The organism is Paenochrobactrum gallinarii (assembly GCF_014205685.1).
GTDB lineage: Bacteria > Pseudomonadota > Alphaproteobacteria > Rhizobiales > Rhizobiaceae > Paenochrobactrum > Paenochrobactrum gallinarii.
Genome location: NZ_JACIIU010000020.1, coordinates 13,431 through 28,274 on the forward strand (window position 1 = coordinate 13,431; position 14,844 = coordinate 28,274).

Here is a 14,844-nt window from a genome sequence, read left to right on the forward strand (position 1 = left end):
CACTCAATGTGAATACCGCAGGCTCCACATCCTTAAAAATAGCCAATGGTGTTACTGGAATTTGCACCGGTTATGTTCCAGTTAATTGTTCATGTTATGCGGTTTTTCTCAAATGCCACCGGCTATTTCCAGCCGAGTGTTGAATGCAACACGGAGGTGGTTTGGGCAAAGCCAACGTTATATTCTGAGCCCTTAGTGCTAAATCCTGTTTTAATCGATCACCTGTTGCCCAGCCAATCACGTGACGTGAATACAGGTCAAGGATAACAGCCAGATACCCCCTCCTTCTCTGATCTCAACATAAGTGATATCGCCCTTGTTGATTGCGTTTGCAATGAAGTCTTATCTCAATGGGACTTATCATGACCTTCCATGCGTAAAGTATGCCAAACTTTCCTAGCTCCGTAGACCTTACGGTTCTCGTCATAAACCCGATCGATCTCAAGGCATAGAACAACGACAGATTTGACTCTGTTTGATGCCCGCTCAAGATGACGGATAATCGCTGCTCTCTTCTAATAGGCAGACGGGGCAATCGGCAGTACTTTACAAATCGGCTCGCCCCCGAAAGAAGAACGATGATCTTCAATGAAAGCAATCGTTTGCGGTACAGACGATCGTGCTCCGCTTGGGAAAATAAGTCGAAGCTTTCTTTAATATTTCATTGGCTCGCATTAGTTCCTAGTTCTCACGTTCAAGCTCTTTGATCCGTGCCAACACGGTACACGTCGCATCAGCACGATCAGCGGTACTACGTTGTTCTTCGCGTGACCACGTCCGAAGACTGTCGCTTGAGTAGCCAAGCTTACCGGCAATTTCCGCAAGGGCGGCTGTCTCACTGGTCTAATCCACGCAATGCTCAAAAAACAACCGAACCGAACGCTCACAAAATTCAGGGGAATAGGGTATTAGGGTTTCTTATGTTCCAAAGGACCCACTTTATCGGAAGTCGGATCCTCCGGCTAATTCAGGGCGGTTCAATTCGTCTCTCGGAGGAATATCACCCACTCAACTCTAACAAATAACCGCACACAAGAGACGATGCGACGGAAATTAAATGGGACAAGTCCATCGACAGGCCAAGATTCAACTGCGCTGCCAAAATGGCTGCGGTAGAGTGACTCATATCGCGCCAGCCATTCAGGACAAAACGGGTCTGGCGCGATTTGTGTGTTTATTGGTGTTGATAACTGGTGCCCCTATTCTGCCCCCAGAACGCAAAAAGCCCCTATCTTTGGATAGGGGCTTTTTTATAAGAGACTGCATTGACAGTCATATTTTGGTTGCGGGGGCGTGATCACACCGAGACTTGTACATATTATGGGCCTGAATATGTCAGTGGTAAACTGATGGGATGGGCTGAAAAACAAGGGGTTACCATCAGTCACATCCAACCAGGAAAGCCGCAATAAAACGCATATGTCGAACGCTATAACCGAACTGTTCGGCACGAATCTCTAGACCAACACATCATTGAAAGCATTGAAGAGGCTCAGGAATTCACTACACAATGGCTCTGGACGTACAACAACGAACGGCCCAATATCGGCCTCGGCGGCATCACAGCCGCACAGAAACTAAAAATGGCTGCGTAAATTCTACTGCAGAGCCCCGTTAAAAACGGGGGGATTACCACTACAAGCCTTACGCGTCATTGAACATAGCTCCACTTTAGGCCCTACAGGCAGCCTTATTCACGTCTTTTAATGATAATGATTTTTCCGCATATGATGGTTCAAATAATACTTTTTCTGCTACGATAATGGAATTTCCGCCATAGGGCCAGTTTTTAAAATATGAAAAACCAGCTTAAAAATTGAGATAAAACATGCGTACAGCTTGATTTTTAATCCAGTATTTTCGTTGCAAGAACAAACGCCGTTTGCAATTTCGAAAAAATATTACGATCGACAACATTTTGACCACCATAATTCATTGCGACTTATCCTAAGCTGTCAGCACAGTAATCCAGATTGCCTCCACAAGTTATCCATTTACACAGAAAGCATTTTAAATCATCTGCACATTGGTTCAATTTAAAATAACTTATGTAAATTCGATTCAATTGAACCATCATTCACTGGAGCGATAAAACTACTTGCGCCGATAGTTTTTTGGCTCACGATATTTATATCGACCGTGAGAAACACCTATAAAACAGTACAGAGAGGAACTCGAACGCTTAGCGAAACAGGATAAAGGAAAATAAAGGCAATTACACAAAACTTAGTTCAGCCCCTAATTAAAACAATAGCAAAATAATCAAACAATTGATCGGGGCTAAACTACCCGATCAATTATATTAAGCTCATTAAAATGCAACTTGTTCAGTGCGAGTTACAAGTCGCGTTGAAATTAGCTCTGTATTTTACTTGCCGTCGGTTATACGTACAAGAACTTCCCGCACACTATCTAAGCATAAAACGGTCTTTGTAACTTTGATTCAAATCCCTATAACTTTGTTTCAAAACTCAATGTTTTTGATTCAACGACAAACGCCGTTTGAATTTTAAAAAATGACCGTGAAAATCACAAATTGAGCGTAATAATTCGTACAGCATCATCTTAAGGTGTCTGCACAGTAGTCCAGCTTGCCAGCAAGCTATACTCAGTTGCGCGCAAGGCGTTTAAAGTTGCGGGTACATTGCTCCAATTTAAAATAATTTACGTAAATTCGATTCAAAACTCTACAACATTGATTCAAAGTTCAATATCTTTGTTTCAATGACAAACGGCGTTTGCGCTGATGATGAGGCACTTGCGCTGACAGCTTTTCGAGCTCACGCTATGTGCTCTGCTCCCTTAAAACTGGACCGTTTGCGATTAGAGTTTTCCGCGCTATTGACGTGCTCCCCGATTTAGGACCACCCGGCTGGGGAATTTTCCGGTTTTTTGGCTTTGGGCGAACCCGTTGCGCCTGAGCCATTCATGAGCCAAATCGGCGGTTTATTCCCGATAGCGCTGTGAGGTCGAACCTCGTTGTAGTCTACACGCCAATCTTCCATCTTTTGGCGTGCATCGTCAAGGGTCATGAACCAATGCTGGTTCAAACATTCAGTTCTGAACTTGCCATTAAAAGATTCAATATAGGCGTTATCTGTCGGCTTCCCGGGCCTGGAAAAGTCCAGAGTAACAGCGTTCATATAAGCCTATAAATCAAGGTCTTTAGAGATAAATTCGCTGCCATTATCAACCCTGATTGATTTCGGGTAGCCAACCTCGCGACAGACCCGTTCAAGGGTTTGCACGACATCCTCACCGCGATAATTAAATCGAGGATCCGTTGCCGGAGAATACCGGGAATGGGTATCGACAATAGTCAGAACACGTATTTTCTTACCTGTTGCCAGTTGGTCATGAACGAAATCCATCGCCCAAACCTGATTACTATGCGTGATCTCCTGCCGATCTTGTCTGAGCTTAGCTTTCACTCGACGCTTTGGTGTCTTGTTGCGCAATTGTAGGCCTAACTCATTGTAAAGCCTGCGTGTTCGTTTCATATTGATCTCCCAGCCTTCACGCCGCAACAAGACATGGACGCGGCGATAACCATAGCGCACACGGGCCTCACAAATCTCCTTGATCCGAAGGCTTAAGGCTGCCTGCTCGCCACGCTTGTGCTTATAGGTGTAAAGAGAACGTTCGATCCGCAACGCAGAACAAGCCATACGGATTGAGACCTTCCAGACACGCTGCACTTCATCAATAAGCGCACGGCGACGTGCAGGCTTCAGAGCTTTTTTGATAAAACGTCCTGCAACATCGCTTTATCCAGGCTCAGGTCGGCGACAAGCCGTTTTACCTCTGAGGGCATCAGTCCGGCAAAACGTTTACGCCATCCGTAAAACGTGGATTCGGCAATACCTGCCTTACGGCAAACTTCGCCAATCGGCGTGCCATCCTCCGGCTGCTTCAAAACAAAAGCAATTTGTGCGTCTGAAAATTTACCCGCTTTCATGAAATTCTCCTTCTCCCGTAAAGGGCATTTTAAATGGAAAATTCCAGCTGAAAATGGTCCGATTTTAAGGGAGCACGTCAATAAAAATCAAGACTCTCCTGAAAAATGGAGGAGCATTGGGTCTCAGGTCATAATCACTACAATTTCCCCGAAAATGCCAATCTTCGCGTACATCGGTCGCTGAGCTGGATTGGGTGCGCCGAGTTTTGTCTCGATGACGATGACGCTAAGTGTATCTTTCTCTGGATTGCCTTCAATGCGGCCTATGCAGATGAGCGTGAGTTCCAATCAATTCAACATAAGCCATATGAACAAGCTGCCCAGAAGTTATAGAAACCAAGGGGCAATACATGAAAGAGTTCATCTAAAGCCTATCAAAAACTGACCCAGTCCTTGGCGCAAAAAGGCGCTCATATGTTTTCAAAAGATAGGTATCAGTCATTCCTGATACATAATCACATATATCGCGATGTGGATTAGAACTCCGTATATATTTATCAAAGATGTCTACAGGCAAAAAGCTTTTTGGGTCTGACTGTAAAACTTCAAATACAGAAATAACCATCATTTGCCCCTTAAATTCAAGATGCTGAACACTAGGGCTAAGTATAACCTCATCATAAATAAAAGCCTTTAATGCTTCGACGAACTTTGCCACCTGATCTGGGAGCTTAGCACGATAACGAAGACGGGGCTCATCAAACTCAACAATTTCATGAATCTCTACACTTGGAATAACAAAATTTAAGATGCGGTTAATCTGATGCTTCCTCTCAGAGCCACTAGCGAAAAGTCGCGCTATGAGACCTTCATAAACATCGTTTCCATATTGCCCCCTATATTTGGAATTGAGATAATTTAGTAAACCTTCGCACCTCTTAGGGGGTACATGTCGGCGAAATCCCGTCTGATCCACCAAACGCAATGCCAGTGCATCTTCCATATCATGAATACCAAAGCTTATATCATCAGCCAGATCCATGATACTGCAAGCAAAAGATTTATGTCGTGCCTTGGCGTGATTATTTTCGGCTTGATCATAATCTTGAAAAGCCATTCGGTCCTTTTTAGAAAGCGGGTCAAGCAACCAAGAAACAACATCCGCTTCACTATCCATATAACACTTGGGTGGCTTCGACGATTTACGGTCAAGCAATGGGATACCACTCGTATCAGCAAGCATTTTCGGTGTAATTTTATGATTTACAGCAGCACTATAAGCTACCGGGTATTTCAACACACCTAGCAAGACCTCACGCGTAAGATCCGCGCCATTATTCTCCGAAAATTTCTCCAGCTTTGAAAGGATACGAAGTGTTTGCCCATTCCCTTCAAAGCCTCCATACTCACGCATACAGTAATTCAGTGCAACCTCCCCCCCATGACCAAATGGAGGATGACCAAGATCATGAGTGCACGCAATTGCCTGCAACATACTGCGGTCCGGAATATATTTGATACCATCATGATCAGAAAATTTGTGTCGAAGTTGCTGACCAAGCCCCACTGCAATTTGAGAAACTTCAAGGGAATGCGTTAGCCTTGTACGATAGAAATCACTATCACCTAAATTAAGGATCTGTGTTTTACCCTGCAATCTTCTAAATGAAGCAGAATGAATCACACGCCCATAATCAACATCTCCAGCCGTACGAGCATCCTCGTCATTTTTTTGCCAAGTAGACTGTCGCTCCAGCCATATCATCCCTCGATCTCCCATGCCTAATCACTTTCGCAAGATTATAAAAAGAACTTCACCGTAATAATTTTAATCAATTAATCACCATGCGAACTCCGCAAAGACACCCAATAATGCAAGATCGTCATTTACGATTATTAAGCGATAAAACAATCGTAAATAGCTTAACTCTTTAAAAGCTCATGAACTGATGACAGAATATCAACGAATTTCTGCGCGAGCTCTTGCACCTCTGGATGGTCGTCGACTAACCCTGTCGGAGATTGCAATATAAGCCGAGCTGCGAACTCAGCCCCCCAGTATGGGTCCCAAACCAACTCTTCCCATGGCCAGTAGATGGTTTTTCTACCACCAGATATTGGGATATTACCTTCCAATTTGATTCGTGCGAGACTTGCGAATTTCTTTTCTTGACCCCGTAGCCTTTTTTCATCTGGTGCTTTAACCCCAAATTTAATTTCATTAAAAAAATATTTTTGGCTTTCAAGCGCAACCTCACAGTTTAGTGGCCAAGAAGTATGTCTAATTCCCCATTGCCTATATTGTTGATACAAACAATCACTCAACTTTGCATCGCTAATTGGAATAAAATCGTCTGACAACTGCACCTTAATCTGAGATAAGATATAATCGCCTATTTCATTGATGATACGCAGATGAAGCGTTTCCTGAGAAAGTAAAAAAGCTGCTAGGGCTTTGCGATTTTCCTTTACATCGAACTCAGCAGAGACTGCATCGATATAAGGAGCGTCTGTTTCTACGGACATTTGTCCCTCTCCGAAATTATCGTCAATATAAAAAATAAATTCTTCAACAAACTCTTTTGGTTTGTTAGCTTTAATATCCTTAACTACACTAGATAGAACTGCATGTAGTGAAATATTGCTAGTTCTTGAATAGAAAGGAACATTAATTACTTCACCTTTAGCGCTTTTCTCTTCTTTATCTGAAAGAAAAATTAAAATTGGTATTCTGCCGCGCAAATCTGCAGAAAGTTCATCAATATAATCTTTAAGTTGATTGGGCTGCTGGCTAGCCCAAGGTTTGTTCTCTATGCCTATAACATAGCGCGGTGTTTGGATGACAATGTCTATCCGTCTTTTGGCACGTGTCAAAACCTCACGTTGAGCTCTTATTGCCTCACGTTGATTTACGCGAGGCACATCAATCGCGCTCAACATAGCATTAAGGAAAAGCAGCCCCTGACCATGGCTCCCTGCTGGATCAAATAATTCTACCACGATACGGCTTAGGGCGTTTTCGTTTGGAGAAAATAGTGAAAATATCGAGAAATCTGTTGCACCATAAAGTTCAATGCCAGCACGCATCGCATCCAGTTGCGGGATATTAAGCTTCATTTCCGTTATAGCCTTTGAGACCGAATGGTTTTCTAGATTATGTTCAGCAAACTATACTCCAACATACGAATCCCCCTCGGCAACGCTAAAGTCGAGTGGCTATTAAACTTAGAAAACTCCACTTTGTCTTTAATTTTCGCGGGGAACACCAAATTTGTCACGGTTAATAAACTGAAGTCGTCCTGGTGTCCGTCGTAATATAAAATGGGACACCAGAGCTGCTCGAAGAACAGTCGTTGTGTATTCGCCGAATGCACCCCATCTCTCGACGCATCGATGACTGAGCAGTTATCGATATAAAGCATGGCGTGTGAAATCGGGCTGATAGTTGTGGCACGGATAATTTTACTGATTCCCGCGTCGCTAGTCTTCAGGATCACATCCCCACGTTTCAACACCTTTTAATTCAGTTTCTTTTTCATGGAATCCCCTAGAGAAGCCCGTGACGACCGGCCCTAGGATTGCCTGTAAACACGGTCAAAACTACCTGCTCCTTAATGCGATCGGGCGGATGCTGGTTTTAAATGATGACTTGGCTATCCTGACCGCAGTGACCGATGAGATAGTCATAAAAGCGATCTTGCAGGTCCGTACCTCTCAACGCGATCTCCTCATCACCCTCGGGTTTAAAATAAGCAAGCAACGGAGATAGCTATTGCTCACAACGGATTTTATCAGGGCGATTATGAACCACCATGCAAGAGAAACTTCAGGAGGCTGTAATTGATGTTAGCAATCATCGTATTGCAAGACTTATGAGGGATAGCAAACTGAAAGCCATAGAAAAACTGCGTTACATAAGACATCAGACAGCAATCATAGCAGGCTAATACAGAGCCCCTCTCCAATTTTGTGTTGGTACTTTTCAATAATGACTTTTTGGAAAATCATGATCATCAGTTCAAAAATCGGGCAGTATTTTTTTGTAATCGACAATCAATTACTATCATAATCCTATTAAATATCACAATCAAACTACAAAATATCATCAAGCTATTTATTTTTTAAAAAACAATAATATAATAAGAGTATTTATTAAGTTATCCTCAATATATATATTTAAAATATAGTACTTCATGTTGTATTTATGTAACATTATTTTAATCGAAATAATTATATTTAAATTATGTAAGACAACAAGAGGATTCTTATCATGAAATACACTGCCTTAACTGCTCTTTTGCTTTGTTCGGCCTCAAGTGCATATGCTGCTGATGCTATCATCTACAGCGAGCCAGCGCCTATCATCAAGATTAACACTTTCAGCTGGGAAGGTGCCTATATTGGTGTAAATGCTGGTTATGGATTTGGCAAAACAAAGGAAACTTATACGGTTGGAGGGACAGGACACCTTAAGCCACGAGGTTTTGTCGGAGGCATTCAGGCCGGATACAACTGGCAACTTGATCAAGTAGTTGCCGGCATCGAAGCCGATTTCCAAGGCTCCTCCATGAAAAAAAGTGCGCCTTATTACAATGTTTTTGATTCAGAGTTGGGTTATACTGAAGCGAAGGTTCAATGGTTCGGTACATTACGTGGACGCTTAGGAGCTAATATTGCTGAGCGGACTATGCTGTATGGTACAGCAGGGCTTGCCTATGGTAAAGTAAAGTATGACACCTATAATAACGTGACAGACAAACATGCAAACCACTCGAAAACACGTGCTGGCTGGACAGTGGGAGCAGGTATTGAGCATGCCTTTACAGATAAGGTATCTTTCAAAACAGAATATCTGTACACTGATTTAGGGAAAATCACTCTTCATAATGACCCAGCAGAAGTTGCTAAGATTAAAACTAATTTTCATACCGTTCGAGTTGGTCTGAATTACAAGTTTTAGTTTATTATTAGCTGAAAACAGTCTCAACAATCTGAGACTGTTTTCAGTTCTTGATTTATTGATTAATGATCCATTTTCATTTGTAAATTTATCACGATATACACCTCATTCTCATTATTTCAATAGATTTTAAATTAATATTTCTAATAGCAAACCTTCTCGCAAAAAGCTGGTAAGTTAAATAAAAATTTTTCAGCTAACCTTGGCGAAATATCCACCAAGTCGGCATCAAATGTTCAAGTTATTCCAGAAATCGAACCAACCATTGTGACCACAACAATAACCAGAATGCCCGAACGCAGCATCTTGTACTAAAAAAAGGCGCACATTTTCGTTAGCCTGCCCCCGCTTACCAGACAAGTCTAGATCATGGAAAGGCCGCCGCTCAAAACGGCAAGCAATGAAAATTTCTTTGCACCTTATATGCCAAGCGTGAAGCGCGGTATTTCAGTCCTAATATAAGGAAAGTGCAAATTACTACGAGCGATCACCAGCCCTTCAAAATCATGATCACAACAATAATATGCAAACGCATCATAATGGCAAACGTAATGCTAAAACAGCACGTATATGTCCCCCTAAAGCTGTTTCCCATAATCTGGTATCTAGATTTATGTAGGTAATGCATTGTCGCAACGTAGCAATTTAAATATTAATAATAGGATCACGCTATTTTATCAATATATGACCATATTAAACAATATTTACCCCTGTAATCTTTACTGTAATGTTGTTTATCAAGTAATATTTATACACTAGCAGTTACGGAATATTATTTATATGCAACATCTACTTCAAAAATTAGCAATCGCAACACTTCTCTTAAGTGTTGTCGGCTGCCAAAACACTCCAGACAGAAGCTATTCCTCTATACGGGATGCTCCATTAGAGCCGGGGCAAACGACATTTCAAAGGCAAAGAGCTTCATCAAGCCGTGAGTTTATACCGCTGGGGGATGCCCCACTAGAGCCTGGTGAGACAAATTTTCAACGGCAAAGAAATGAAGACGGCTTACCAGAACCCGGCCAAATCATGATGGAAGGACCAGAATCTTCAGAGTTAATTCCTGAGCCTGGTCAAACGGAAATGCAGTGAGATTATACTACAACAATCATGAGTTCGCTTCTAAAAATCTTCCTCTAAACAACATTTTTCCAGATCTAATGTCCATTATAAGCCCCTTGTCATACAATGTCCCACGGAATTGAATGACAAGGGGCTTAATCAGCATATTAATGATTTGGGCGCAAACAAGTGTTAAGAATATGTATGTTTCAAGCAATAGACGTAATTAGCGTTCTCACACGAGCTACAAAAAGCAAAAACGCACCACAACCTCCCTAATTAAAGGACCGGGAATTGGCAACGCGCCTTTTCAATTACACCTGAATATGTGCTGATAGAGGAAGCGATTTTAACCGACATTCAATACTTCAGCGATATTTTACCCGATATAAAAACTCTGGTATCGAATGGTTTCGCCGTATATAAATTCTTGGCAATCCAAAAGGATCATCACCCGGCTTAGACCGTCCTGGAACTGTAGTTACGGCATTCCTAAAGCCAGCTTTTCTTACCATCTCACGGTGTATTGGTTTATTAGCACCATATGGATAGCAAAAATGCGGCACTTCCAATCCTAGCAAGTTCTCCAAGGATATTTTTGATCCACTTATTTGACGAAACGCTTCTTCATCTGATGTTTCATTGAGATTAACATGATCAAGCGTATGAGCTCCTACTTCGTGGCCTAAGCTCATCCATTCACGCATTTGTGACTTTGACATGCAAGCTGTATTCGGAATGCCTATTGATCTGTCCCAGACATTGCCACCACCGATCTGACCAGCTACAAAATAATTAGTGGCAGTGAACCCATATTCAGCCAGTACAGGCGCTGCATTCTCCAAAACATTAACAAAGCCATCATCAAAGGTAATGACAACAACTTTACCTGTCTGTTTGCCTGTCATATATGGGATTGCATCCCTCATCGACAACCCTTTATACCCCAGCCTTTTCAACCACTTCATTTGATCTTTAAAGCGCTTCGGATGCACAAAAAGGCTTCGGAATGGAGTATGATCTTCTACTGATGCTATGTGATGGTAAACGAGGATTGGCAGAGCCATAATCTTATGACACCTTTAGATTTTGTAAAATTGATTTCAATGCCCGTCTATTTCCGAATAATGCATCGATATTTTTCCTCGGGCCCCTTCAATAAAACCGACTAGACTTCCCAAGTTGGACGCAATGGTTAAAAGGCCACGCTCTCTATGAAATGGAAGCAAAATAGTGCTTACCAGCACTTTATATATTCGTGATAATACTGAGCCGAAAGTACGCCCAGCTCTGCCGTTTTTTACTCTTTCCCTATAAACCATTCGGGTATGGTCTCTATTACGTCGATAGTAATAATTTAACTTTAGCCTTGAGACAGGAATTGACTCATATGCAATTGCATAGGGTGTCCAGCCTGTTAGCGCACCCAAATCTTTCGCTTCCTGCCATAATTGCCAGTCCTCACCGCCAGCCTGACCTAATGAAGCATCAAACCTTAAGCCAGTAGATCGAAAAAAACTCAAGTTACCTAGCCAGCTACCAGTTGCAAGCTTTAGCCTATCAGCCTTGCCCTCTTTGTAAATTTCCAATGCTCGCGCTTCAGCACCTTGGTTAACCTGATTAACTCCTTGCCAAACAATTTTCTGCCAAAGCGTCAACTTACTCTCTGGCGTAGCAAAACGAACAGGTGAACCAACAATATCTAAGTCTGAAGCATCCCGCTCTTTTAGCAATTCAATAAGCCATTGCGGCTCTACTTCTTCGTCATCATCAGCAAATGTAAGCAAATCATAACCATGATCAATAGCGTAATTTAGCACACGATTCCTGGCAGAGGCGATACCTAAAACTGGCTCGCATTTATAGATGACATCCAACGGAGCAACTTGTTTTCGAAAACTCTCGACAATCGGTTCTAGTGTTTTTTTATCACTATTTTCAACGATTACAAAACTTAACTCACTTGCCGCAGGACAAATTAATGCCTCATAAGAGGACAATAGTTTCTGAAGCATGACAGGACGATTTCTAGTAATCGTGCCTATGCAGATCTTTCGCGTCGAATTTGTAAGCAAAAATACCCCCAGCTATAACACTGCCTCGTCACTTACAAACCTGCAGATTTATCTCCAAGTAACTTTATTAAGTAACATCTATATAGCTGAAAATATTATACAAATTAGCATTACTTCTATATCAAGATCATGCCTAATATATCACGAAAATATCAAATTAATTATCACGCAAGATCAATCGGACAAGTGCCGATGTCTGGCCGGAGTTGTACCCCATATTTTCCTCATCATGGAAGTCATATGTGATTGACTCGAAAAACCACTGGACAAAGCAATTTCACTCAGAGAGCGCTGAGTGCTGCGTATCTGTTCACTTGCAACTGTCAGTCTCGTTAATGTAACATAATAGTAAGGTGACTGACCCGTTGTTTGCCTGAACGCCCGCGAAAAGTGACTAGGAGAAAGCTTAGCAACGGATGCCAAATCCTCCAGAGTAATCGATCCAGAAATATTATCATGTATAAATTCTCTTATTCTGCGCCAAACTATAGGCGGCAGCCCCCCATTTAAAGGTCGCCTTCTATTCTCACTTAATGAAGAATAGTTTCGTAATATATGTGTATATAGTATCGTAACAAGTCCGTCGGAATACTCTCCAAAATTACTGCTAGCTATACTAATTTCATTCCGCATCGCCTGCCCAAGTAAATGTATAAAATCGTCAACTATACCAATTGGTGGAGGCTGAAACTCAAAATCGTCCCGATCAAATTCCATGCCTGCCAGACGAGAAAGACGTGGCCGATCAAGGGTTACTAATAAGCTTTGCTTTGGGGAGAGCCATTTTGCTTTAACTTCAGAGAATCGAGGAAAAATCTCGACAGAGCCAGCCTTTGCTGACCCTCTTTGGAAATAATCACTGTTTAATGCAATTTCACGGTCCTTCTGAGGGCTTAACAATATAAGAGCACTGTCATGATTAGCAGTATAATTAATGCTATTGGGACCTGTAAAACTATACGCTACAGCGTAGTTTTTTGACTGATACTTTGCTCCCCATTCATCTGGTATATCCCTAAGCATTGCATAATATCTCTCTTAAGCTGCAGTGATAATTTATTTGTCACTTTGACTTTTACGAGAGTTATTAAACCACAGAAAGATTTTCAAGTTAGCCGTAACTTATTGATATAACTAAGTTTCACGAAAACATGCTCTTTCTTCACACTTAGCATTATTTACGAGTAGTTATTGAAATCAGCCTGCATGCTACCTGTTATTACTTCTGATGGTGAGTAGCCGTATCGTGACTTAAAAGCACGACTGAAGGCAGAAATACTGTCATAACCTGCCTCTAAGGAAACTTGATTTATCGCAATACCTTCTATGAGACGACGTTCCGCCCACCGCAAACGAATGTTTCGTGAGTATTCAGCAGGCGTTGAGCCATATAACGTTCGAAAGCCCAAGGTCAGTTTGTTTCTATTCATACCAATACGACGGCTTAGCTCTTCAATTGATGGCGGATTATGCAATTCGCGGCGATAAATATGTGCTGCAATACTAATAAGCCTACGATCGCGTTCGTCTGATGCTAAAGCACTGGAATGACCAGGACGATTGATATCATTGAATAGCATGGCTGTGAGTATAATTAATTCATGCGCTTTAGCTTTCAGGTATAAGTTGCGGATTGTCCCTTCAAGTTTGCAGTCAATTACTGCATCAAGAGCTAGCCACATTTCAGGTGTTAGCGGATTAGCCATAGAGAATGACTTATTATCACGATTAAAAAATGCATCGCGGTGCTCTTCTTGCCAAAGGTCGGGCTTCAGTCCAAAGGACTGAATTAGGTGTTCTCTAGCAATATGTATACTGATCGCTCGTGTAGGCTCAGTAGATGAGTTAGGGCGAAGTTCGCGAATTTCTGTCATTGATTCCTGCGCTGAGGTCAGACTAACTGAGCCAGCTTTGACATGTTGTATCTCCCCCCCATGATGATGATAATAATTACCACTCATTTGCAGAAATTGGATTGTGACGTAATTTTCCCTAATTATACGGCTTGTAAACGGTTGAAACACTAAGACACCGAGCGAGCACAGCACACAAGAGTCATCTATACGAATATATGTCTCTCCGCATAATGTGGTTTGGTGCGGATCCCACACGCCCTGACGGGAAATCACGGGCTCTGCCCTTAATTCTGTTATAAGTTCTGGTATATTTAGCTCGAGCTTAGATATCATTACCTAATTTCTCTATCCATTTGAAATATAACATTTTTACAAAACGACGTTGAAATTTACGTTCCTCTGCTCACACCTTTGCGACCTATATTATAGGATGTTTTTATAAAGAGCTAAATTAATTTAATAAGGCGTTTGGTCTTTAACGGTTAGAAACTTGCCCTAATCAAACTGCTTCGTAATGCGAATTTAAATTTTTTGCACAGTAGGTGTACGTAAAAAAGCCGTAAATTGACACCGATGCATGCCAAATAAACTTGGGCTTATTCATTGGGGAAATTTAAAAATTCCTCATTTTTATTGACATCCAAATAAGACGCAAACTTTGGAAAGGACAATTTAGACAGCTTGTTCTTAGTCTCTTGATCAATTTCAATGCCCCACTTTTTAAAAAACGGGCTTAAATCCGTCCTAGATACGATGCTGCTACGCAAAACAAATTTCTGAAGCTGTATTCCTTCATCTTTTAACTCGTTTCCATTTAATGGATATTCTCTATAGTAACGATGCAAGTCCGGATAGAAACTCTCACCTAAAAGCTGCCGCAAGTGATCAAACATTATGACCTGGGCCCCAATGCTCCTCCATTTTTCAGTAGAGTCTTAGGTTATACTATTGGCCTTAAGCGGCCCGTTTTTCTAGAGCCATTTTTATTGC

At 41.7% G+C, this 14,844-nt stretch carries 10 protein-coding genes, 4 pseudogenes and 1 other annotated feature; of the genes and pseudogenes, 3 read left to right on the forward strand and 11 right to left on the reverse strand.

All coding sequences use genetic code 11. The features are described 5' to 3' along the window. Window positions 1-115 precede the first annotated feature (115 nt). From FHS77_RS16525 to FHS77_RS16535, 3 genes and pseudogenes are all read right to left on the reverse strand, one after another. Window positions 116-342: pseudogene (locus FHS77_RS16525) on the reverse strand (DDE-type integrase/transposase/recombinase); the annotation flags it as partial. Between the two features lie 5 nt (window positions 343-347). Beyond that, on the reverse strand, window positions 348-503 hold the full coding sequence (locus tag FHS77_RS16530; protein WP_184224368.1) for an IS3 family transposase: 156 nt from the start codon (window positions 501-503) through the stop codon (window positions 348-350). 15 nt (window positions 504-518) lie between these two features. Continuing rightward, window positions 519-705, reverse strand: a pseudogene (locus FHS77_RS16535) (IS3 family transposase); the annotation flags it as partial. Then, window positions 528-643: a sequence feature (AL1L pseudoknot), on the reverse strand. Its footprint overlaps the pseudogene before it by 116 nt. 617 nt (window positions 706-1,322) lie before the next feature. On the opposite strand from FHS77_RS16535, the pseudogene FHS77_RS13760 reads away from it, so the two are divergent. After that, window positions 1,323-1,595, forward strand: a pseudogene (locus FHS77_RS13760) (integrase core domain-containing protein); the annotation flags it as partial. Window positions 1,596-2,858: 1,263 nt separating this feature from the next. Here the strand turns inward: FHS77_RS13760 and FHS77_RS13765 are convergent. From FHS77_RS13765 to FHS77_RS13775, 3 genes and pseudogenes are all read right to left on the reverse strand, one after another. Further along, a pseudogene (locus FHS77_RS13765) lies at window positions 2,859-3,958 on the reverse strand (IS3 family transposase). A gap of 364 nt (window positions 3,959-4,322) precedes the next feature. After that, window positions 4,323-5,663 carry an anti-phage deoxyguanosine triphosphatase gene (locus tag FHS77_RS13770; RefSeq protein ID WP_184224348.1) on the reverse strand — a complete coding sequence of 447 codons (1,341 nt, stop codon included), beginning with the start codon at window positions 5,661-5,663 and terminating at the stop codon, window positions 4,323-4,325. A 158-nt stretch (window positions 5,664-5,821) separates the two neighbouring features. Beyond that, window positions 5,822-7,015: a PDDEXK-like family protein gene (locus FHS77_RS13775; RefSeq protein ID WP_184224350.1), complete on the reverse strand. Its 1,194-nt coding sequence runs from the start codon at window positions 7,013-7,015 to the stop codon at window positions 5,822-5,824. 1,153 nt (window positions 7,016-8,168) lie between these two features. Here FHS77_RS13775 and FHS77_RS13780 point away from each other — a divergent pair. Further along, on the forward strand, window positions 8,169-8,858 hold the full coding sequence (locus tag FHS77_RS13780; protein ID WP_184224352.1) for an outer membrane protein: 690 nt from the start codon (window positions 8,169-8,171) through the stop codon (window positions 8,856-8,858). A 780-nt stretch (window positions 8,859-9,638) separates the two neighbouring features. Then, on the forward strand, window positions 9,639-9,953 hold the full coding sequence (locus tag FHS77_RS13785; protein ID WP_184224354.1) for a hypothetical protein: 315 nt from the start codon (window positions 9,639-9,641) through the stop codon (window positions 9,951-9,953). A gap of 338 nt (window positions 9,954-10,291) precedes the next feature. On the opposite strand, the gene FHS77_RS13790 is transcribed toward FHS77_RS13785, so the two are convergent. The 5 genes from FHS77_RS13790 to FHS77_RS13810 form a co-directional block, all read right to left on the reverse strand. Beyond that, complete coding sequence (locus tag FHS77_RS13790; RefSeq protein WP_184224356.1) at window positions 10,292-10,990, reverse strand: polysaccharide deacetylase family protein; 699 nt, start codon at window positions 10,988-10,990, stop codon at window positions 10,292-10,294. Between the two features lie 36 nt (window positions 10,991-11,026). Then, on the reverse strand, window positions 11,027-11,998 hold the full coding sequence (locus FHS77_RS13795; protein WP_281383612.1) for a glycosyltransferase family 2 protein: 972 nt from the start codon (window positions 11,996-11,998) through the stop codon (window positions 11,027-11,029). Between the two features lie 174 nt (window positions 11,999-12,172). Further along, window positions 12,173-13,021, reverse strand: coding sequence for a helix-turn-helix domain-containing protein (locus FHS77_RS13800; protein WP_184224360.1), 849 nt, complete (start codon window positions 13,019-13,021; stop codon window positions 12,173-12,175). Window positions 13,022-13,176: 155 nt separating this feature from the next. Next, complete coding sequence (locus FHS77_RS13805; protein WP_184224362.1) at window positions 13,177-13,872, reverse strand: helix-turn-helix transcriptional regulator; 696 nt, start codon at window positions 13,870-13,872, stop codon at window positions 13,177-13,179. 578 nt (window positions 13,873-14,450) lie between these two features. After that, window positions 14,451-14,747, reverse strand: coding sequence for a M60 family metallopeptidase (locus FHS77_RS13810; RefSeq protein WP_184224364.1), 297 nt, complete (start codon window positions 14,745-14,747; stop codon window positions 14,451-14,453). Between the last annotated feature and the right edge of the window lie 97 nt (window positions 14,748-14,844).